Here is a 19,448-nt window from a genome sequence, read left to right on the forward strand (position 1 = left end):
CGCCCGAAGGGGCTCGCATCGACGCGCATTGCGCGGAGGCCCTTTATGAGCACCTTCGACCCCGACGCCCTGGAATGCCTGGCCGCCATCGTGGAGGAGGGTGGCTTCGAGCGCGCCGCCCAGCGGCTGTCGATCACGCAGTCGGCCGTGTCGCAGCGCCTGCGCGCCCTGGAAGCGCAGGTGGGCACGGTGCTGATCGTGCGCAGCCGCCCACTCAAGCCCACGCCGGCCGGGCAGCTCATGATCAAGCACGCCAAGATGATGCGGCTGCTGCGCGCCGACCTGGAAAAGGACCTGAAGGAGCTGGCGCCCAGCAGCGCCGCCAGCGCCCGCGGCGAGGAGCGCATCTCGGTGGCCATCAACGCCGACAGCATCGCCACCTGGGCCCTGCCCGCGCTGGACGGGCTCGCGCGCGGTGGCCTGCCGATCGAGATCATCACCGACGACCAGGAATTCACCCACGAGTGGCTGCGCGAGGGCCAGGTGCTGGGCTGCGTCACCTCGCTGGGTCAGGCGCTGCGCGGCTGCCGCATGGAGCCACTGGGCGTGATGGACTACGTGCTGATCGCCCAGCCGGGCTTCGCGCGCGAGCACTGCCCGCGCGGGCTGAACACCCAGAACTTCCACCGCCTGCCCTTCATCGCCTTCAACCGCAAGGACCACCTGCAGCACGCCTTCGTGTCCGAGGCCTTCGGGCTGCAGCGCGTGCTGCTCAAGCAGCGCTTTGTGCCTTCCAGCGAGGGGCAGGTGCGCGCGGTGTTGGCGGGCTGGGGCGTGAGCGTGGTGCCCTGGCTGCTGGTGCGCGACCTCATCGAGCGCGGCGAGCTGGTGGACGTGGCGCCCAAGCACCGCCTGGGCGTCGCGCTGCACTGGCATTGCTGGAACCTCAGCTCCGATGTGCTCGACGCCCTGAGCACGGCCCTGCGCGCGGCCGCGGCCCACAGCCTGCGCCCGCCGGCTTGAGGCGGGCGTGAAAAAGCCGCCCGAGGGCGGCTCCGTGGGATCGATCGCGGGGGGGATCAGCGCACGATCAGCACCGGCGCCGTGCAATGGGCCAGCACCTTGGTGGCCACCGAGCCCAGCACCAGGTTGCCCAGCGCGCCGTGGCCGTGCGAGCCCATGATGACCAGGTCGAACTTGCCCGAGTTGGCCGTCTTGGCGATGACCTCGCCGGCCGAACCGGTTTTGTGCAGCAGCTTGGCCGTGATGCCGTGGCGCTGCAGGAATTTGTTCACCGGGCCGGTGACCTTGGCCGCTTCTTCTTCGTAGTACTGGTTCGCCACGTCGGCGCCGACGGCGGCGCGCGCCCGCGGGGGCAGAGGCGACTGGACCGTGATCGCGCTGAAGTCGTTGTCGGCGCTGAACAGCTCGTCGTGGGTGGTCAGGTAGGCGAGCATCTTCTTGGTGTACTCACTGCCATCGACGGCCAGCAGGATCTTCATCGCGGTTCTCCTTGGGGTTCACTGTGGTGATTGACGGGCCGAGTGTACGGGGCCCGTCGGGCCGCGGCTTTGCGCGGGATCAAACGGGGCGGGATTGCGGCGCCACCTCGACCAGACAGACGGGATCGAAGGCGAGTTGTTCCTGCTTCTCGCGGTAGCCCAGGGGGTTGGCGCGGATGCGGCAGCGGCCCACGCGCACGTCGGTGGGGCAGTGCAGGTGGCCGTGCAGCCAGAGATCGACCATCGGGAGCAACTCGTCGAGCGCGTTGCAGAAGCCGGCCGTGCCAGGCGTCAGGCCGTAGCGCGGATCGGCGCTGTGCAGCGTGGGCGCGAAATGGGTGATGGCCACCGTGGGGCCGTCGAAGGGGCGCGCCAGCGCCTCGCGCAGCCAGTGCTGGCACTCCAGGCCGAGCTCGCGCATGGCGGCGGCATCGAACAGGCGGCCATGGCGCCGCCCGGCCATCTGGCGCAGGTAGTGGTCGGCGGCGCGAAAGGCTTTTTCGCGCTGCAGCAGCGGCTCGCTGCCGGGCGGGCGGATGGCGTCGTAGTCGCTCCACAGCGTGGTGCCGACGAAGCGCACGCCGCGCCAGACCCAGGTCTCGCGCTCCAGCCAGCGCAGGCCCAGGCGCTCGCAGGTGGCGCGCAGGGCGGCGTGGGCCTCGTCGACATCGAGGGCGTCGTACTCGTGGTTGCCGGGCAGGTAGAGCACCGGCACCGGCCAGTCGGCGAAGCGGCGCAGGCCCCAGTCGGGCTCGGGCATGGCGCTGCCGTCGCGCCGTCGCTGGTAGGAGCCCACGTCGCCGGCCAGCACCAGCAGGTCGGCGCCAGGCGCGGGCTGGGGCTGGAAGTCGCGGTTGGCCTCGAGGTGCAGGTCGCTCAGCAACTGGATCTTCATCATGGGGCGATTGTGTCCGTGCTCTGCAGGCCGCTGCGTGCGGCCGAGCGCGAGACCGCCTCGCGCAGCCAGCGGTGGGCGGCGTCGTGCTGGCGCTGGCGGTGCCACAGCGTGTCCACGTGCACCTCGGGCACGGCCAGCGGCAGCTCGCTGATGGCCAGTTCATCTTCCATGCCGGTGGCCGACAGGAAGTGGCGCGGCAGCACGGTGAGCAGGTCGGTGGTGGCCACCACGCGTCCGGCGGTGAAAAACTGGTTGACCGTGATCACCACCCGGCGCTGGCGCGAGCGCGCGGCCAGGGCCTCGTCGACGAAGCCGAAGGGCCGGCCCGAGAAGCTGACCAGCAGGTGGCGCGCGGCGCAGTAGGTGTCCAGCGACAGCGGCTGGCCGGCCAGCGGGTGGCCGCGGCGCATGACCACCACGTAGTCGCCGTCGTACAGGCGCTCAAAGGCGAAGCGCGGCAGCTCGTCCTGCTGCTGCCGCGCGCCGAGTTCGGCGATGACGGCGGGGAAGTGCCCGATCGCCAGGTCCACCGCGCCGCTTTCCAGCAGCTCGCGCGGGTCGCGCGTGGTCAGTGGCAGCACGCGCAGGTTCACGCCCGGCGCCTCGCGCTCGAAGATGTCGATCAGGCTGGGGATCAGCTTGGCCGAGGTGGCGTCGGCCATGGCGAGCTGAAAGGTGCTGGTGGCGGCGGCGGGGTCGAAGGCGCCCGGCGCCAGCGCGCCGCGCAGCAGGTTCAGGGCCTCGCGCACGGCGGGCCACAGGGCCAGGGCGGTGGGGGTGGGTTCGACGCCGAAGCCCGCCCGCCGCACCAGCTCGTCGCCCAGCAGCTCGCGCAGGCGGCGCAGGGCGTTGCTCACCGCCGGCTGGGTCATGGCCAGGTTGTGCGCCGCCCGGGTCAGGTTGCGCTCGGCCATCACCTCGTCGAAGACGCGCAGCAGGTTCAGATCGAAGGTGCGGAAGTTGGGTGAAATCATAGACACCGTGAATGGTATCCATCAGCAGAATAAAGTGGCGAGATATACGGGTTAACCCTATATTCCCCCTGTCCACAAGAGTTCGTTCCGTCCACAAGACGTGGTTTTTAGGAGTTCGCCATGAGCACCGTTCTCACCGCCCCCTCGCTGCCCGCCGCCCTGCGTGCGGACACCAACACCCCCGCGCCCGAAGGCGCCCGCGGCCTGAGCGCCCTGCTGCTCGCCGCCGCCATCGCCACGCTGATCGTCGTGGCCGACCAGCTGATCGACACCTGGGCCGACGGCCACCTGATGCTGGCCTGGGTGCTGCTCTGGGCCCTGGTTTTCGCCGGCCTGGCCCTGTTCGCCGACAGCGCCCGCCGCGTGGCGCGCCGCGCCGTGGCCGCGCTCGACGATTGGTCGCGTTCGCTGGCCGAAGCCCGCGCCGACATGCGCCTGTGGGAAATGGCCCGCCACGACCCGCGCCTGATGAAAGACCTGATGGCCGCGCGCGACCGCGCCGAGCGGGAGCCGACCGCCGCCGACTTCGTCGAAGCGCTCGCCCCCCTGGGTCTGCCGGAAACCGCCAAGGCCGCCGCGGCGCCGCAGGCCAGCTACTGGGAGCGCCTGGCCGCCAGCCGCGCCCGCTACGCCAAGCTGCACTTCATCTGAGCTGTCACGCGCCCAGCAAAAAGCCACCCCGTGGGGTGGCTTTTTTTTTGTGGCCGATCGGGTGGTCGATCGGCCGGGATGGCGCTCAGGCCGCCAGGCGTTGCTCGATGCGCGCCTTGGTGTCGGTCAGCTCGCGCGGCAGGTGGTAGGCCAGCTGCTGGAACAGCTCATCGTGCAGCTTCAGTTCCTGCACCCAGGCGGCCTTGTCGATGGTGGTGACGGTGCGGTACTGCTCGGCGCTGAAGTCCAGGCCATTCCAGTGCAGGTCCTCGTAGCGCGGCGAGACGCCGAAGGCGTGCTCCACGCCCTGGCCCTGGCCTTCCAGGCGGTCGATCATCCACTTGAGCACGCGCATGTTCTCGCCAAAGCCCGGCCAGACGAACTTGCCGTTCTCGTCCTTGCGGAACCAGTTGACGCAGAAGATGCCCGGCAGCTGGGCGCCCTTGGCCTGCAGTTGCGCGCCCAGGTTCAGCCAGTGCTGGAAGTAGTCGCTCATGTTGTAGCCGGTGAAGGGCAGCATGGCGAAGGGGTCGCGGCGCACCACGCCCTGCGCGCCGAAGGCGGCGGCGGTGGTCTCCGAGCCCATGGTGGCGGCCATGTAGACGCCTTCCGTCCAGTCGCGCGCCTGCGTCACCAGTGGCACCGTGGTGCTGCGGCGGCCGCCGAAGATGAAGGCGTCGATGGCCACGCCCTTGGGGTCGTCCCAGGCGGCGTCCAGCGCGGGGTTGTTGGTGGCGGCCACGGTGAAGCGCGCGTTCGGGTGGGCGGCCTTGGCGCCGGTTTCCTTGGCGGTCTGGGGCGTCCAGTCCTTGCCCTGCCAGTCGATGGCGTGCTCGGGCGCCGGACCCATGCCTTCCCACCACACGTCGCCGTCGTCGGTGAGCGCCACGTTGGTGAAGATCACGTCCTTGTTCAGGCTGGCCATGCAGTTGGGGTTGGTGGCCGTGTTGGTGCCGGGGGCGACGCCGAAGTAGCCCGCTTCGGGGTTGATGGCGTAGAGGCGGCCGTCCGCGCCGGGCTTGATCCAGGCGATGTCGTCGCCGATTGTGGTGACGGTCCAGCCCTCGAAGCCCTTGGGCGGGATCAGCATGGCGAAGTTGGTCTTGCCGCAGGCGCTGGGGAAGGCCGCGGCCACGTGGTACTTCTTGCCCTGCGGGTTGGTCACACCCAGGATCAGCATGTGCTCGGCCAGCCAGCCCTGCTGGCGGCCCATGGTCGAGGCGATGCGCAGCGCGAAGCACTTCTTGCCCAGCAGCGCGTTGCCGCCGTAGCCGGAGCCGTAGCTCCAGATTTCGCGCGTTTCGGGGTAGTGGACGATGTACTTGACGGTGGGGTTGCAGGGCCAGGACGTACGGTCCTTCTCGCCGGCCTTGAGCGGCGCGCCCACGGTGTGCACGCAGGGCACGAAGTCGCCGTCGGTGCCCAGCACGTCGAACACGGCCTTGCCCATGCGGGTCATGAGCTTCATGTTCACGGCCACGTAGGCGCTGTCGGACAGCTCCACGCCGATGTGGGCGATCGGGCTGCCCAGCGGGCCCATGCTGAAAGGCACCACGTACATGGTGCGGCCGCGCATGCAGCCGTCGAACAGCGGCTGCAGGGTGGCGCGCATCTCGGCCGGGGCTTTCCAGTTGTTGGTCGGGCCGGCGTCTTCCTGGCGCTCGCTGCAGATGAAGGTGCGGTCTTCCACGCGCGCCACGTCCGAGGGATCGGAGCACGCCAGGTAGCTGTTCGGGCGCTTGGCCGGGTTCAGCCGCTTGAAGGTGCCGGCGTCCACCAGGCCCTGGCACAGGCGGTTGTATTCCTCGTCGCTGCCGTCGCACCAGACGATGGTGTCCGGCTTGCACAGGGCGGCCATGTCGGCGACCCAGGCGATCAGGCGGGCGTGTTTGACGTAGGAGGGGGTGTTGAGGGCCAGGCCCTGCATCACGGGAGAGTTCATCGAGTGACTCCAGAGTTTGATAACCGGCGGTCGCCCAAGACGGGGACAGCCGCGGGCAGCGGCTGTCGGCGTGGGGATCTGGGCGAGCAAATTCGGGTCGACTGCGCCGGCTGCCCATCGGTGGATGGCGGCAGCCCGGGCGGCCAGCGGGGCGGTGGCCCCGCGGGGAGGGGCGTCAATCGACGACTGGGTCGATTTTAGGATTTACCCCTCAGGGTTACTAACGGGTTACATGCAAAACCCGCATGACGTGATGCAATTGACGGCGTTGTGGGCGGATTCTGGCGCGGGCGCCCACAAAAAAGCCGGCCCCCAGTGGCGGGCCGGCCCGGTGCCCGACAGGCGGTTTCAGGCCATGAACACGGCGATGAAGGCCAGCAGGAACATCAGCACGCCGCCAGCGAGGGGCAGCACGATGGGCATCAGCGGGGTGATGGCCTCGACCACGTCGTCGGTGTGCTCGGGGGTGTGGTGTTCTTGGTGGGCCATGAAACGCTCCGGTCAGGTCGCTAAAAGGCGCGATTTTAGGCCAAGAGGGCCTTGTCTCCCGGGCAGACCCTACAGCAGCGCGTAGGTGGTCGTGGCGCGGCACACGCTCTTGCCGTCGGTGGCGCCGCGGATGTCGATCTCGCCGAAGGCCAGGCTCTTGCCGGCGCGGATCACGCGCGCCTCGACCAGGGCGTCCTGCCCGGACAGGGGCTTGAGGAAGCTGGTGTTCATCTGCACCGTGGTGCAGGGCCGGAACCCGCCGAACTGGCGGATCAGCGCCAGCACCATGGCGGTGTCGGCGGCCGCCATCATGGCCTGGCCGCAGAGCATGCCGCCCACGCGGCTGAGCTGGTCGCTCTGCGGCAGGCGCAGGGTGACGGCGCCTTCGGCGCTGCCGTCGACCACCAGGCCCAGGGCCTGGACCCAGGGGGCGAAGTACTCGGCCAGGGCGGCCTGCAGGGTGCTGTTGTTCATGGCGCGCGATTATGCGGAGGCGCGTGCGGCGCCGGACGTCGCGCGCATTACTGCTCGTGCGCGTCGAAGCCGGCGGCGTCGAGCGCGTCGATCACCTGCTTCACGTGCTCGCGCCCGCGCGTCTGCAGCACCAGTTCGATCTCCACGTTCTGCGCCGCCAGCAGGGTGAAGGCGCGCTGGTGGTGCACCTCGTCGATGTTGGCGCCCGCTTCGGCCACCAGGGCCGTGATGCGCGCCAGGTTGCCGGGCACGTCGCGCGCGTTCACGGCGATGCGCGCCAAGCGGCCAGCGCGCACCATGCCGCGCTCGATGATGGAGGCCAGCAGCATCGGGTCGATGTTGCCGCCGCTGAGCACCAGGCCCACGCGGCGCCCCGCGAAGCGCCGGGGGTGCTTGAGCAGGGCCGCCAGGCCGGCGGCGCCCGCGCCCTCCACCAGGGTCTTTTCGATCTCCAGCAGCATCACGATGGCCTGCTCGATGTCGCCTTCATCGACCAGCAGCAGGTCGTCCACGCGCTCGCGCACCAGGGGCAGGTTGATCTCGCCGGGGGTGCCCACCGCGATGCCTTCGGCGATGGTGCTGCTGCCCTGCGGGTGCCGCGTGCCCTTGATGGCGTTGACCATGGCCGGGAAGCGCTCGGTCTGCACACCGATCACCTCGATGCCCGGCTTCAGCGCCTTGGCCGCCGTGGCGATGCCGCCGATGAGCCCGCCGCCGCCGACCGCCACCACCAGGGTGTCGAGGCCGGGCACGTCGGCCAGCATCTCCAGCCCCACCGTGCCCTGGCCGGCGGCAATGGCCTCGTCGTCGTAGGGGTGCACGAACACCAGGCCCTGCTGCTCGGCCAGGTGGCGCGCGTGGGCGCGGGCTTCGTCGAGGGTGTCGCCGTGCAGCACCACCTCGGCGCCGAAGCCGCGCGTGCGCTCGATCTTCACGCCGGGCGTGAAGCGCGGCATCACGATGACCGCGCGCAGTCCCAGGCGCTGCGCGTGGTAGGCCACGCCCTGGGCGTGGTTGCCCGCGCTCATGGCGATCACGCCGCGCGCGGATTCCTCGGGCGTGAGCTGCGCGAGCTTGTTGCACGCGCCGCGTTCCTTGAACGAGGCCGTGTATTGCAGGTTCTCGAACTTCAGGAACACCTGGCAGCCCGTCAGTTGGGACAGCGTGCGCGATTCCACGCAGGGCGTGCGCAGGACCTGGCCGTCGAGGCGGGCCGCCGCGGCGCGGATGTCATCTATTTGCAGCATCCGGCGATTGTGGCGCCGCCGCGTGGGAAAAGCCCTGGAACGCCCGTCATCGCGCCCTTCCATCGCGCATCAAGCTGCGTTATGGTCCGCCGCACAGGGGCCCCGCTCCGTGGCGCCCCGTCACGCTGGAGGTTGTCGCAGGAGCCTGCGCATGAGCAAACGGCAGTTGTCACCCGGTCCCGCGGTCCGCTCGCCTGAGGCGCGCGCCTTGGGTGAAGGGCGCCTTCACGTGCCGCACGGCCTCAAGCAGGCGCCCGTGCTCGACCTCATGTGCTCGCACTTCGTGCTGACGCTGGCGGCGCGCCAGGGTCCGCGCTTCAACGTGCGGCGCGACCTGAACACCCTGCTCTCGCTGGCCGGGCGCCACCTGGTGTGGCCACACACCGTGCTGCAGCGCCTGCGCGAGTTCCTGCAGCGGCGCTGCCGCGACAACGAGCTCTGGGCTGGCCACGACAGGCTCTCCACGGCCGCCTTCATGGACCGCTACGGCGTCTGGCGCGGCCCGTACGAGGAAGGCACGCTGTTCTTCTACCTGGACGAATACGCCAAGGAGGCGCCCAAGGACCTGCTCTCGGTGCTGGCCGTCACCGGCGACTGGCTGAGCCAGGCGCTCAAGAAGCAGAGCACCCTGGTGGAGAAGAACATCGACGCCCTGGCCGGGCTGCTGCAGCTCAACCGCGCCGAGCGCGCGCTGCTGCTGTACGGCACGCTGGCGCGTTACCAGCGCGATCTGCGCTCCATCCTGGTCGAGTTCAAGGTGAACAACGCGCCCGAGGCCTACGCCGCCATCGCCGACGTGGCCGGCGTCAAGGCCAGCGAGGTGGGCGAGGCCCTGCGCGCGGGCTCGCGGCTCGAGCGCATCGGCATGGTCGAGAACCTCATCTCCGAGCACAACATCACCGACCTCGCCGACCTGATGAAGGTGAGCGAGAAGCTGCCGCCCGTGCTGATGCGCGAGTACCGCTCGCAGAGCGAGCTCATGGCGGTGTTCACGCGCCCGGCGGCGCGCTCCACGCTGGCGCCCGCCGACTTCGACTACGTCCGCGAGGACGTGCGCCTGCTCAGCGGCTTGCTGCGCGAGGCCGTGGCGCGCAAGGAGGCCGGCGTCAACGTGCTGCTCTACGGTCCGCCGGGCACCGGCAAGACCGAACTGGCGCGCGTGGTGGCCAAGGCCGCCGGCCTGGAGCTGTTCGAGGTCGAGTACGCCGACCGCGACGGCAACGCGCTCTCGGGCCGCGACCGCTACCGCTCGCTGCAGATCGCCCAGGTGTTCCTCAAGGGCACGGCGCAGTCGGCGCTGCTGTTCGACGAAGTGGAAGACGTGTTCCCGCCGATCTCCAGCGAGGCCGCGCAGTTCATGGCGCGCGCCGAGCACGTGGCCGCGCCGCACAGCCACTCGGTCAGCGGCAAGGCCTGGGTGAACCAGGTGCTGGAGTCGAACGCCGTGCCCACGCTGTGGATCACCAACCGCATCGAGCAGATCGACCCGGCCTTCCGCCGCCGCTTCGCCTACCACCTGGAACTCAAGAGCCCGCCGCCCGGCGCGCGCGAGCAGTTGGTGCGCAAGACGCTGGAGGGCTCGGCGGTGAGTGAGGCCCTGGTGGGTCGCCTGACCGAGCGCAAGGGCCTGACGCCGGCGCAGATCCGCACGGCGGTGCGTTTCGCCGAACTGGCCGCCGCGCCGGCGCGCGCCACCGGTCGCAAGGCCGCCGCGCGCCTGGGGCCGCCGCCCCTGCTGGACGAGCTGATCGAGCGCCAGCTGCGCCACGCCGACCAGGCCCTGGGCCGCGCGCCCGACGTGCTGCAGCGCCCCAGCGTCACGCAGTACAGCCTGGACATGCTGCACGTGGAGTCGCGCCACCCCATCCCGCGCATCATCGATGCGCTGAAGGCGCGCGGCCACGGCTGCCTGTGCTTCCACGGCGCGCCCGGCACCGGCAAGACGGCGCTGGCCGAGCACATCGCTCAGCAGCTCGGCCGCCCCCTGATGGTCCGCCGCGCCAGTGATCTGGTGAGCAAGTTCGTGGGCGAGACCGAACAGCACATGGCCGCCATGTTCCGCGAGGCCGAGGCCGAGCGCGCCGTGCTGCTGCTCGACGAGGCCGACAGCTTCCTGCAGGACCGCCGCGGCGCGCAGCGCACCTACGAGGTGACCGAGGTCAACGAGATGCTGCAGGGCATGGAGCGCTTCGCGGGCATCTTCGTCTGCACCACCAACCTGATGGACAGCATCGACCAGGCCGCGCTGCGCCGTTTCACCTTCAAGATCCGCTTCAAGCCGCTCACGCGCGCGCAGCGGGAGACCATGTTCGTGGTCGAGGCCCTGGGCGGCCAGAGTGAGCGCCTGGACGACGGCTTGCGCCAGCGCCTGGCGCGCCTGGAGCAGCTCTGCCCGGGCGACTTCGCCGCCGTCAAGCGCCAGGCCGAGATCCTGGGCGCCACCATGGAGCCGGCCGAATTCCTGGACCAGCTCGAGGCCGAGCACCGCATCAAGCCCGAGGTGCGCGAGGCGCGCGGCATGGGCTTTGTGCACTGAGGTCCGCCCGCCCCAAGCAAAAGGCCACCCGAAGGTGGCCTTTTGTTTCGCGTGCCCGGGTTCGCCCCGGGGGCGCGGCGGCAGAGGTCAGTGCAGCAAGCCCATGGGGCGGCTCGGCACCTCGTCCGCCGAGTAGTCGGGGTGGTTGTCCACGAAGTAGCGCAGCTTGGCGTCCAGGCGGCCCACGCGCTTGTTGGCTTCGCCCTCGTGGTGGTGCTTGCAGATCAGGTTGAACAGCTTGCCGCGCAGGAACCACAGGTCGCGCGGGGTGCGGCAGTTCATCAGGGCGGCGTGCAGGCGCACGCGCAGGGGATCCTGGATGTCGGCCATGGCCGAATGGAATTCATCGACGACATAGTCCAGGTCCAGGGCCAGGGTGTCGTGGTAGTTGGGGGCCCTTCGCTTGGACAGCCAGGGCAGGCGGAAAAACATGACGCGCTCCGTGCAATCGATTCGTTGAGACCGGTGGAGCGGAGGCCGCCCCTTGCATGGAACATCGGCATGAGGGCCGTTGGCTTGAGCGGCGCATCACGTGCGACAGACGGTTGGCCGACGGGCGGTCGGCACTGTCACCCGATGGTTTTCGGCTGGGGCCCGCAGGACTTGAGGGCTCAGAGAAAAGCACTCACCACCTGGATGACCGCATCGCCATAGGCCGCGCGCTTTTTGAGGCCGATGCCGCTGATGCCGTCCAGGTCGGTCACGTCGGTGGGCCGGCGCTGGGCGATGGCGCGCAGGGTCGCGTCGTGAAAAATCACATAGGCGGGCAGGTTGTGCTCCTTGGCCACGCCGGCGCGCCAGGCCTTCAGCGCCTCCAGGCAGTCGCGCTCGGCCAGGCTCAGCGGCGTGCCGTCGTCGCCCACCGGCGGTTTGGCGCGCGCGCTGCGCGAGCGCGAGGGCGCGCGTTCGGCCTGGATGCGCAGGCGCACCTCGCCCTCGCCCTTGAGGATGGCGCGCGCGCCGTCGGCCAGGTGCAGGGTGTTGTAGGGCGCGTCGTCCACGCGCACCGCCTCGATGGCGATCAGCTGGCGCAGCAGGGCGCGCCACTGGGTCTCGCTCCAGTCGGCGCCGATGCCGAAGGTGCTGAGCCGCTGGTGGCCGTTGGCCTCGACCTTCTCGGTGGCCTTGCCGCGCAGGATGTCCATGATGTGACCCGCGCCATAGCCGTGGCCGCTGGCCTGCTGCACGCGGTAGATGCACGACAGCAGCTTGCGCGCGGGCTCGGTGGCGTCGAACAGCTCGGGCGGGTTGAGGCAGTTGTCGCAGTTGCCGCACATGACCCCCCACGCTGCGCCGCTGCGCGGGTCGCTGCCCCCCCGGGGAGGGTGCGTTTCGCCTTGGGGCGGCCCGGCGGCGAAACCGGCGTGCGGTCCTTGGTAGGTCTCGCCGAAGTAGGCGAGCAGGCGCACGCGGCGGCAGTCGCTGGCCTCGGCCAGGGCCAGCAGGGCGTCGAGCTTGCCGCGCAGCACCTGCTTGAACTCGTCGGGCGCCGGGCTGTCGTCGATCATGCGGCGCTGGTTCACGACGTCCTGCAGGCCATAGGCCATCCAGGCGTTGGCGGGTTCGCCGTCGCGACCCGCGCGGCCGGTCTCCTGGTAGTAGCCCTCGATGTTCTTGGGCATGTCCAGGTGGGCCACGAAGCGCACGTCGGGCTTGTCGATGCCCATGCCGAAGGCGATGGTGGCCACCATGATCAGGCCTTCTTCGCGCAGGAAGCGGTCCTGGTGCTGCTGGCGCACGGCGGCGTCCAGACCGGCGTGGTAGGGCAGGGCCTTGAAGCCGGCCTGCTGCAGCATGGCCGCCACCTCTTCCACGCGGCGGCGCGACTGGCAGTACACCACGCCCGCGTCGTGGCCCTGGGCGTTGCTGTGCTCGTCGCGGATGAAACGCTGCAGCTGGGCCGTGGCGTCCTTCTTCTCGACCAGCTGGTAGCGGATGTTGGGTCGGTCGAAGCTGCTGATGAAGGTGCGCGCGTCCTGCAGCTGCAGGCGCTCCACGATGTCGGCGCGCGTGAGCGCGTCGGCCGTGGCGGTGAGCGCGATGCGCGGCACGCCGGCGAAGCGCTCGGGCAGCACCGCGAGCTCGCGGTATTCGGGGCGGAAGTCGTGGCCCCATTGGCTCACGCAGTGCGCCTCGTCGATGGCGAACAGCGACAGCCGGCCCTGCGCGTGCAGGCTCTCCAGCATGGCCTGGCAGCGCGCGGTGAGCAGCCGCTCGGGCGCCACGTAGAGCAGGGTGAGGTCGCCGCGGCGCAGCTGCTGTTCGATGCGCTGGGCCTCCTCCAGCGAGAGGCTGCTGTTGAGGTAGGCCGCGCTCACGCCGGCCTCGGTGAGCGCGCCCACCTGGTCGTGCATCAGCGCGATCAGCGGCGACACCACCACCGCCACGCCGTGCCCGCCCTGGGCGCGCACGATGGCCGGCACCTGGTAGCACAGCGACTTGCCGCCGCCGGTGGGCATCAGGACCAGCGCGTCGCCGCCCTCGCTCACGTGGCTGACGATCTGCGCCTGCGGGCCGCGGAAGGCCTCGTAGCCGAAGACCGACTGCAGCACCTCGACGCAGGCCTCCAGCGTCTCGGCGCCGGCGGCGACGTCGATCACATCTGTTCCCACGGCAGCCCGTCGTGGCGCCAGCCGTTCACGGTGGAGCGCTTGAAGTGTTCGTTGAGTTCGCCCTCGAAACCGTGCAGCACGTGGGCGACCTCGCTGAAGCCCGCGGCCTCCAGCGCCTTGCCGGCGTCCAGCGTGCGCTTGCCGCTGCGGCAGATCAGCAGGACGGGCCGCGCCTTGTCGCCGGCCTCGCGGGCCACGGCCTGGGCGAAGCGCGCCGGATCGGGCGTGAGGTCGGGGTATTCGTACCAGGGGATGTTCTCGACGCCGGGCGGGCGGCCCACATAGAGCGATTCGATCTCCATGCGCACGTCCACGAACAGCGGCGGGTCCTGGCCCAGCGCGGCGCGGCGCGCGGTTTCGGCCTGGAGCCAGGTCCAGGCTTCCTGGGGGGACAGGTGTTTCATGGGCGCGTATTGTCGGCCATGCCACACCCTTGCCCTGCGTGGGGGTGGGGAGCGCTTCATACAATGCCCCGATGGACAAGTCCCCCGCTTTCACCCGTGCCCAGGCCCTGCCGGCCATCCTCGAGCAGCGCATCGCCATCCTCGACGGCGCCATGGGCACCATGATCCAGCGCTTCAAGCTGGACGAAGCCCAGTACCGGGGCGAGCGCTTCAAGGACTTCCACAAGGATGTCAAGGGCAACAACGAGCTGCTCAGCCTGACCCGGCCCGACGTCATCCGAGACATCCACGAGGGCTACCTGGCCGCTGGCGCCGACCTGATCGAGACCAACACCTTCGGCGCCACCAGCATCGCGCAGGACGACTACGACATGGCGGGCCTCGCGCGCGAGATGAACGTCGCCTCGGCCCGCCTGGCGCGCGCCGCCTGCGACAAGTTCAGCACGCCCGACAAGCCGCGCTTCGTGGCCGGCGCCCTGGGCCCCACGCCCAAGACCGCCAGCATCAGCCCCGACGTGAACGACGCCGGCGCGCGCAACGTCACGTTCGAGCAGCTGCGCGCGGCCTACCGCGAGCAGGTCGAAGGCCTGCTGGAAGGCGGCGCCGACGTGCTGCTGGTGGAGACCATCTTCGACACGCTCAACGCCAAGGCCGCGCTGTTCGCCATCGACGAGGTCTTCGCCGCCACCGGCGAGCGCCTGCCCCTGATCATCAGCGGCACCGTCACCGACGCCTCGGGCCGCATCCTCAGCGGCCAGACCGTCAGCGCCTTCTGGGCCAGCGTGCGCCACCTGCAGCCCCTGGCCGTGGGCCTGAACTGCGCGCTGGGCGCGGCCCTCATGCGGCCCTACATCCAGGAGCTCGCCAAGGTCGCGGGCGACACCTACATCAGCTGCTACCCCAACGCCGGCCTGCCCAACCCCATGAGCGACACCGGCTTCGACGAGACGCCCGAGGTCACCAGCCGCCTGCTGCACGAGTTCGCCGCCGAGGGCCTGGTCAACATCGTGGGCGGCTGCTGCGGCACCACGCCGGACCACATCGCCGCCATCGGCCGCGCGGTCTCGCCGCTGGCGCCGCGCCACCGCGCCGCCTTCTACGCCGAAACGGCCTGAATACCCGACGGCTTGCCGGGATTTGCCCGGCCGGTCGACAATCCGGCTTCCCTTCAAGGGGAGTAATCGGCCCGCCACCCCGCGCACAGCGAGGCATCGGCGGCGCGGCGTTCTCGTCAATTCGCGGCCCGAAAGGCCGCCGGGAACGTCCAGCCACCCAGCGGGTGGCCGCGACCAGACCTTGGGGTGTTCGTCAACACCAAACCGAGGTCTTTCATGGAAAGCATTGCCCCGCTGTGGCTGTGGGTGGTCTTCGCCGCGTTCGTCGTGGCCGCCCTGTTCGTCGATTTCGTGCTGCTCAAGAAGCAGGGTGCCCACGCCGTGGGCGTGAAGGAGGCGCTCAACTGGTCGCTGGTCTGGATCGCCTTGAGCTTCGTCTTCAACGGTCTGCTCTGGTGGGCCATCAAGGACAGCACCGGCTCCACCGCGCTCGCCAACGAGAAATCGCTGGAGTTCCTCACCGGCTACCTGATCGAGAAGAGCCTGGCGGTCGACAACATCTTCGTCTTCCTGCTGATCTTCAGCTACTTCGCGGTGCCGGCCGCGTACCAGAAGCGCGTGCTCATGCTCGGCATCCTGGGCGCCATCGCGCTGCGCACGGTGATGATCCTGGTCGGCGGCTGGCTGCTGGCGCAGTTCCACTGGATCCTCTATGTGTTCGGCGCCTTCCTGGTGCTCACCGGCGTGAAGATGTGGTGGGCCGCCGGCAAGGAGCCCGCGCTGGACGACAACCCCGCGCTCAAGCTGCTGCGCCGCCTCATGCCCGTGAGCCAGCACTACGACGGCGAGAAGTTCTTCACCGTGGAGAACGGCAAGCGCATCGCCACGCCGCTGCTGATGGTGATCGCCCTGGTGGGCGTGACCGACGTGATCTTCGCCGTGGACTCCATCCCGGCCATCTTCGCCATCACGCGCGACCCCTTCATCGTGCTCACCAGCAACGTGTTCGCCATCCTGGGCCTGCGCGCCATGTTCTTCCTGCTGCAGGCCGTGGCCGGCAAGTTCCACCTGCTGAACTACGGCCTGGCGGTCATCCTGGTCTTCATCGGCACCAAGATGATGCTGATCGACGTCTTCAAGATCCCGGTGGCGGTGTCGCTGGCGGTGGTGGTGGGCATCCTGGCCATCACCATGGTCTGGAGCGCCAAGACGGCGCCGAACACCTGAGCCCCCGCGTCGCGCGGCGCACCAACATGGCACAGGCCTTGCTCTCGCCTGGGCCATGCCGCCCGCGGACTTTCCCGAACTGATCAGCGCCGCCGTGGCCCCGTCCACGGCGGCCTGGCGCGACCCCCTGGGCCTGCTGCTGGCCAGCACGGGCGAGGGCGTGTTCGGCGTCGACCTGGACGGCCTGTGCGTGTTCATCAATCACGCCGGGGCCCGCATGATCGGCTACGAGCCCGTCGAGCTCCTGGGCCGCAATATGCACGCGCTCACGCACCACTCGCACGCGGACGGTGCGCCCTACCCGGTGGAGGACTGCCCGATCTTCAACGCCTTTCGCGCGGGCGAGCCTTGCCGCATCGACGCCGAGGTGTTCTGGCGGCGCGACGGCAGCGCCTTTGCGGTGGAGTACAGCAGCCACCCCATCGTGGACGGCGGCCAGGTGCGCGGCGCCGTGGTCACGTTCATCGACATCACCGAGCGGCGCCGCGCCGCCGACGCCCTGCGCGGCGCCAAGGAGCAACTGGAGCAGCGGGTGCGCGAGCGAACGCGCGCGCTGGAGACCGCGCTGCGCCAGGTGCGCGAGCTGGCCGCGCGCAGCGAGGCCGTGCGCGAGGAAGAGCGCACGCGCATCGCGCGCGAAGTGCACGACGAACTGGGCAGCCTGCTCGTGGCCTTGAAGATGGACGTGAACTGGATGGACAGGCGCCTGTCCGAGCAGGCGCGGCGCCAGCCCGAGGAGGCCGAGGGCATGCGCGAGCGCATGCGCTGCAAATGCCAGAACATGAGCCGGCTGATCGAAAGCGCGGTCGACAACGTCGGGCGCATCATCACCGACCTGCGCCCCAGCATCCTCGACCACCAGGGCCTGTGGGCCGCGCTGGAATGGCAGGCGCAGGAGTTCGTGGCCAGCGCCGAACTCGCGCTCGATTGGCGCATGGCGGTGGACGGCGCGCCGGAGCCGGCCGAGCCGCTGGCCATCGCGGTCTTTCGCATCTTCCAGGAAATGCTGTCCAACGTGGGCCGCCACGCGCGTGCCCGTCGGATCGCCGTGCGCATCCGTCACCGCAAGGGCCTGTTGCGGCTGTCGGTGCGCGACGATGGCATCGGCGCCGCCCCCCAGGCCTTCGAGGCGGCCAACGCCTACGGCGTGATGGGCATGCGCGAACGCGCGGGGCACTTCGGGGGCGACATCCGGATCAAAAGCGTCCTGGGCCGTGGCACGCACATGGAACTCACCATCGCGCTGACGCCCGGGGAGGTGACATGAACAGCCAATACAGCGAGGCCAGCCGCTTTGATCTGCTGGCCGACACCATCCGCGTGCTGATCGGCGACGACCACCGCATCGTGCGCGAAGGGCTCAAGCAGATCCTGGCCGACGCGCCCGACGTGAGCGTGGTGGCCGAAGCCCACAGCGGCGAGGGCGTGCTCACGCAGGTGCGTGCGCTGGGCGGCAGCGAAGGCCTGGACCTGGTGCTGCTCGACGTCGCCATGCCGGGCATCGACGGGCTGGACGTGCTGCAGCGCCTGCGCAAGGAACACCCGCACCTGCCGGTGCTCATGCTCAGCACCTACCCCGAGAAGCAGTACGCGGTGCGCTGTATCCGCCTGGGCGCCTGCGGCTACCTCAACAAGGGCGCCGACCCCGACGACATGCTGCTGGCGGTGCGCAAGTGCGCGGGCGGTGGCCGCTACCTCACGCCCGCCACGGCCGAGGCCCTGGCCGCCGCCGTGGGCAGCGGCGGCGGCCAGGCTGGCCCCGAGGCGCTCTCGCACCGCGAGCACCAGGTGTACCGCCTGCTCACGCAGGGCCTGACCGTGAGCGAAATTGGTGCGCGGCTGGGCCTGGCCTCGAACACCGTGAGCACCTACCGCGCGCGTGTCCTCGAAAAGACCGGCGCCAAGAACGACGTCGAGCTGGCGCTGTACGCCGAAAGGCAGCGTTCCGGCGCCTGAGGCGGCGCCTGTGTAGGGCTGGCCCTACGCCGCGTCGCCGCAGCGCCCGCGAAATCGCGCGCGCATCCGCCGTGGCACGGCCACTGGCCCGCGGCTTGCAATGCACCGCGCATCTCCCACACACGAGGTGCGCCATGTCCGACTTCTTCGACCCGTACAACGCCGACAAACCGCTGATGCTCAAGTGCAGCTGCGGCCGCGACCACACCGCCGCTGAGCACCAGGCCGAAGAGGCCGCCGCGCAGGCCGCGGGCGCGCTGCGCGAACGCAGCGAGAGCAGCGAGTTCGAGGCCTACAGCCGCGACTTCATCGAGGCCACGTTGGTGAAGGCGCTGTTTCCGCAGGACGCGGTGCGCCGGCGTTTCCTTCGCGCCGTGGGCAAGGGCACGGCCATGGCCGCCATCGCCAACGTGCTGCCCATCGCCAGCCTGCAGGCCATGGCGCAGGAGAAGGGCCCGCTGGAGAAGACCGATCTGAAGATCGGCTTCATTCCCATCACCTGCGCCACGCCGCTGATCATGGCCCACCCCCTGGGCTTCTACCAGCGCGAAGGCCTCAAGGTAGAGGTCATCAAGACGGCGGGATGGGCGCTCATCCGCGACAAGATGATCAACAAGGAGTACGACGCCACGCACTTCCTGTCGCCCATGCCGCTGGCCATTTCCATGGGCGTGGGCTCCAACGCCACGCCCATGAACGTGGCCACCATCCAGAACACCAACGGCCAGGCCATCACGCTGCATGTCAAGCACAAGGACAAGCGCGATCCGAAGCAGTGGAAGGGCTTCAAGTTCGCCGTGCCCTTCGAGTTCTCGATGCACAACTTCCTGTTGCGCTACTACGTGGCCGAACACGGGCTCAACCCCGACACCGACATCCAGATCCGCGTGGTGCCGCCGCCCGAGATGGTGGCCAACCTGCGCGCCGGCAACATCGACGGCTACCTCGGCCCCGACCCGTTCAACCAGCGCGCGGTGTACGACGAGGTCGGCTTCCTGCACGTGCTCACCAGGGATCTGTGGAACGGCCACCCCTGCTGCGCCTTCGGCACCAGCGCCGAATTCATCCGCCAGAACCCCAACACCTTCGCGGCGCTGTACCGCTCGGTGCTCACGGCCGCGGCCATGGCCCGGCAACCCAAGAACCGTGAACTCATCGCCAAGGTGATCTCGCCGCAGGCCTACCTGAACCAGCCCGAGACCGTGGTGGCCCAGGTGCTCACCGGCCGTTTCGCCGACGGCCTGGGCAAGATCCAGAACGTGCCCGATCGCGCCGATTTCGACCCCATGCCCTGGCAAAGCATGGCGGTGTGGATGCTCACGCAGATGCAGCGCTGGGGCTACATCAAAGGCGACGTCAACTACAAGCAGATCGCCGAGCGCGTCTTCCTCATCACCGACGCGCGCAAGCACATGAAGGCCCTCGGCCAGGACTTCAAGGCCGGGCCGGGCTACGAGAAGCACACCATCATGGGCAAGGTGTTCGACCCGGCCAAGCCGAAGGACTACCTCGACAGCTTCGCGGTCCGCAAGGCGGCTTGA

18 protein-coding genes are annotated in these 19,448 nt (G+C 69.8%); 8 read left to right on the forward strand and 10 right to left on the reverse strand.

The features are described 5' to 3' along the window. Nucleotides 1-45: 45 nt before the first annotated feature. Entirely contained in the window at nt 46-963 is a 918-nt protein-coding gene (locus tag SOM08_RS00765; RefSeq protein WP_116958998.1) for a LysR family transcriptional regulator ArgP, read from the forward strand. Between the two features lie 56 nt (nt 964-1,019). Here SOM08_RS00765 and SOM08_RS00770 read toward each other — a convergent pair whose 3' ends face one another. The 3 genes from SOM08_RS00770 to SOM08_RS00780 all read right to left on the reverse strand — a co-directional run bounded on the left by SOM08_RS00770 (nt 1,020) and on the right by SOM08_RS00780 (nt 3,314). Further along, the gene (locus SOM08_RS00770) at nt 1,020-1,442 is read right to left on the reverse strand and encodes a universal stress protein (RefSeq protein WP_322469852.1); all 423 of its coding nucleotides are present in this window, start codon (nt 1,440-1,442) and stop codon (nt 1,020-1,022) included. A 79-nt stretch (nt 1,443-1,521) separates the two neighbouring features. Continuing rightward, a complete protein-coding gene (locus SOM08_RS00775; RefSeq protein ID WP_322470724.1) occupies nt 1,522-2,337 on the reverse strand; it encodes a metallophosphoesterase in 816 nt (271 codons plus the stop codon). Then, entirely contained in the window at nt 2,337-3,314 is a 978-nt protein-coding gene (locus SOM08_RS00780) for a LysR family transcriptional regulator (RefSeq protein ID WP_116958995.1), read from the reverse strand. Before SOM08_RS00780 ends, SOM08_RS00775 begins: the two co-directional genes overlap by 1 nt. Nucleotides 3,315-3,434: 120 nt before the next feature. Here SOM08_RS00780 and SOM08_RS00785 point away from each other — a divergent pair, with 120 nt between their 5' ends. After that, a complete protein-coding gene (locus SOM08_RS00785) occupies nt 3,435-3,965 on the forward strand; it encodes a hypothetical protein (RefSeq protein ID WP_116958994.1) in 531 nt (176 codons plus the stop codon). An 85-nt stretch (nt 3,966-4,050) separates the two neighbouring features. Here SOM08_RS00785 and SOM08_RS00790 read toward each other — a convergent pair whose 3' ends face one another. The 4 genes from SOM08_RS00790 to SOM08_RS00805 all read right to left on the reverse strand — a co-directional run bounded on the left by SOM08_RS00790 (nt 4,051) and on the right by SOM08_RS00805 (nt 8,117). Continuing rightward, nucleotides 4,051-5,907, reverse strand: a complete 1,857-nt coding sequence (locus SOM08_RS00790; RefSeq protein ID WP_322469853.1) for a phosphoenolpyruvate carboxykinase (GTP) — start codon at nt 5,905-5,907, stop codon at nt 4,051-4,053. 348 nt (nt 5,908-6,255) lie between these two features. Next, nucleotides 6,256-6,396, reverse strand: a complete 141-nt coding sequence (locus tag SOM08_RS00795) for a hypothetical protein (protein WP_175442869.1) — start codon at nt 6,394-6,396, stop codon at nt 6,256-6,258. A gap of 69 nt (nt 6,397-6,465) precedes the next feature. Continuing rightward, nucleotides 6,466-6,870, reverse strand: a complete 405-nt coding sequence (locus SOM08_RS00800; protein WP_322469854.1) for a PaaI family thioesterase — start codon at nt 6,868-6,870, stop codon at nt 6,466-6,468. A 47-nt stretch (nt 6,871-6,917) separates the two neighbouring features. After that, nucleotides 6,918-8,117: a threonine ammonia-lyase gene (locus tag SOM08_RS00805; protein ID WP_322469855.1), complete on the reverse strand. Its 1,200-nt coding sequence runs from the start codon at nt 8,115-8,117 to the stop codon at nt 6,918-6,920. Nucleotides 8,118-8,385: 268 nt separating this feature from the next. Between SOM08_RS00805 and SOM08_RS00810 the strand changes: the two genes are divergently transcribed. Continuing rightward, nucleotides 8,386-10,653, forward strand: a complete 2,268-nt coding sequence (locus tag SOM08_RS00810) for an ATP-binding protein (protein ID WP_416187028.1) — start codon at nt 8,386-8,388, stop codon at nt 10,651-10,653. 87 nt (nt 10,654-10,740) lie between these two features. Here the strand turns inward: SOM08_RS00810 and SOM08_RS00815 are convergent, their stop codons facing one another. From SOM08_RS00815 to SOM08_RS00825, 3 genes are all read right to left on the reverse strand, one after another. Beyond that, nucleotides 10,741-11,085 carry a hypothetical protein gene (locus tag SOM08_RS00815; RefSeq protein ID WP_116958989.1) on the reverse strand — a complete coding sequence of 115 codons (345 nt, stop codon included), beginning with the start codon at nt 11,083-11,085 and terminating at the stop codon, nt 10,741-10,743. 179 nt (nt 11,086-11,264) lie between these two features. After that, on the reverse strand, nt 11,265-13,253 hold the full coding sequence (locus SOM08_RS00820; protein WP_322469856.1) for a RecQ family ATP-dependent DNA helicase: 1,989 nt from the start codon (nt 13,251-13,253) through the stop codon (nt 11,265-11,267). After that, entirely contained in the window at nt 13,250-13,669 is a 420-nt protein-coding gene (locus SOM08_RS00825; RefSeq protein WP_116958987.1) for a rhodanese-like domain-containing protein, read from the reverse strand. The genes SOM08_RS00820 and SOM08_RS00825 overlap by 4 nt, the downstream gene beginning before the upstream one ends. A gap of 71 nt (nt 13,670-13,740) precedes the next feature. Here SOM08_RS00825 and SOM08_RS00830 point away from each other — a divergent pair, with 71 nt between their 5' ends. The 5 genes from SOM08_RS00830 (at nt 13,741) to SOM08_RS00850 (ending at nt 19,448) form a co-directional block, all read left to right on the forward strand. Further along, nucleotides 13,741-14,784, forward strand: a complete 1,044-nt coding sequence (locus tag SOM08_RS00830; RefSeq protein WP_116958986.1) for a homocysteine S-methyltransferase family protein — start codon at nt 13,741-13,743, stop codon at nt 14,782-14,784. A gap of 216 nt (nt 14,785-15,000) precedes the next feature. Continuing rightward, nucleotides 15,001-15,951, forward strand: coding sequence for a TerC family protein (locus SOM08_RS00835; RefSeq protein WP_116958985.1), 951 nt, complete (start codon nt 15,001-15,003; stop codon nt 15,949-15,951). A 55-nt stretch (nt 15,952-16,006) separates the two neighbouring features. Further along, a complete protein-coding gene (locus SOM08_RS00840; protein ID WP_116958984.1) occupies nt 16,007-17,218 on the forward strand; it encodes a PAS domain S-box protein in 1,212 nt (403 codons plus the stop codon). Beyond that, the gene (locus SOM08_RS00845) at nt 17,215-17,907 is read left to right on the forward strand and encodes a response regulator transcription factor (RefSeq protein WP_322469857.1); all 693 of its coding nucleotides are present in this window, start codon (nt 17,215-17,217) and stop codon (nt 17,905-17,907) included. Before SOM08_RS00840 ends, SOM08_RS00845 begins: the two co-directional genes overlap by 4 nt. A gap of 134 nt (nt 17,908-18,041) precedes the next feature. Continuing rightward, on the forward strand, nt 18,042-19,448 hold the full coding sequence (locus SOM08_RS00850) for a CmpA/NrtA family ABC transporter substrate-binding protein (RefSeq protein ID WP_322469858.1): 1,407 nt from the start codon (nt 18,042-18,044) through the stop codon (nt 19,446-19,448).

Origin of the sequence: Hydrogenophaga sp. SNF1 (assembly GCF_034421675.1) — a bacterium.
GTDB lineage: Bacteria > Pseudomonadota > Gammaproteobacteria > Burkholderiales > Burkholderiaceae_C > Hydrogenophaga > Hydrogenophaga borbori.

Coding starts and splice junctions, on each gene's coding strand:
- SOM08_RS00765 (WP_116958998.1), top strand. CDS start 46: ATGAGCACCTTCGACCCCGACGCCCTGGAATGCCTGGCCGCCATCGTG.
- SOM08_RS00770 (WP_322469852.1), bottom strand. CDS start 1,442: ATGAAGATCCTGCTGGCCGTCGATGGCAGTGAGTACACCAAGAAGATG.
- SOM08_RS00775 (WP_322470724.1), bottom strand. CDS start 2,337: ATGAAGATCCAGTTGCTGAGCGACCTGCACCTCGAGGCCAACCGCGAC.
- SOM08_RS00780 (WP_116958995.1), bottom strand. CDS start 3,314: ATGATTTCACCCAACTTCCGCACCTTCGATCTGAACCTGCTGCGCGTC.
- SOM08_RS00785 (WP_116958994.1), top strand. CDS start 3,435: ATGAGCACCGTTCTCACCGCCCCCTCGCTGCCCGCCGCCCTGCGTGCG.
- SOM08_RS00790 (WP_322469853.1), bottom strand. CDS start 5,907: ATGAACTCTCCCGTGATGCAGGGCCTGGCCCTCAACACCCCCTCCTAC.
- SOM08_RS00795 (WP_175442869.1), bottom strand. CDS start 6,396: ATGGCCCACCAAGAACACCACACCCCCGAGCACACCGACGACGTGGTC.
- SOM08_RS00800 (WP_322469854.1), bottom strand. CDS start 6,870: ATGAACAACAGCACCCTGCAGGCCGCCCTGGCCGAGTACTTCGCCCCC.
- SOM08_RS00805 (WP_322469855.1), bottom strand. CDS start 8,117: ATGCTGCAAATAGATGACATCCGCGCCGCGGCGGCCCGCCTCGACGGC.
- SOM08_RS00810 (WP_416187028.1), top strand. CDS start 8,386: ATGTGCTCGCACTTCGTGCTGACGCTGGCGGCGCGCCAGGGTCCGCGC.
- SOM08_RS00815 (WP_116958989.1), bottom strand. CDS start 11,085: ATGTTTTTCCGCCTGCCCTGGCTGTCCAAGCGAAGGGCCCCCAACTAC.
- SOM08_RS00825 (WP_116958987.1), bottom strand. CDS start 13,669: ATGAAACACCTGTCCCCCCAGGAAGCCTGGACCTGGCTCCAGGCCGAA.
- SOM08_RS00830 (WP_116958986.1), top strand. CDS start 13,741: ATGGACAAGTCCCCCGCTTTCACCCGTGCCCAGGCCCTGCCGGCCATC.
- SOM08_RS00835 (WP_116958985.1), top strand. CDS start 15,001: ATGGAAAGCATTGCCCCGCTGTGGCTGTGGGTGGTCTTCGCCGCGTTC.
- SOM08_RS00840 (WP_116958984.1), top strand. CDS start 16,007: ATGCCGCCCGCGGACTTTCCCGAACTGATCAGCGCCGCCGTGGCCCCG.
- SOM08_RS00845 (WP_322469857.1), top strand. CDS start 17,215: ATGAACAGCCAATACAGCGAGGCCAGCCGCTTTGATCTGCTGGCCGAC.
- SOM08_RS00850 (WP_322469858.1), top strand. CDS start 18,042: ATGTCCGACTTCTTCGACCCGTACAACGCCGACAAACCGCTGATGCTC.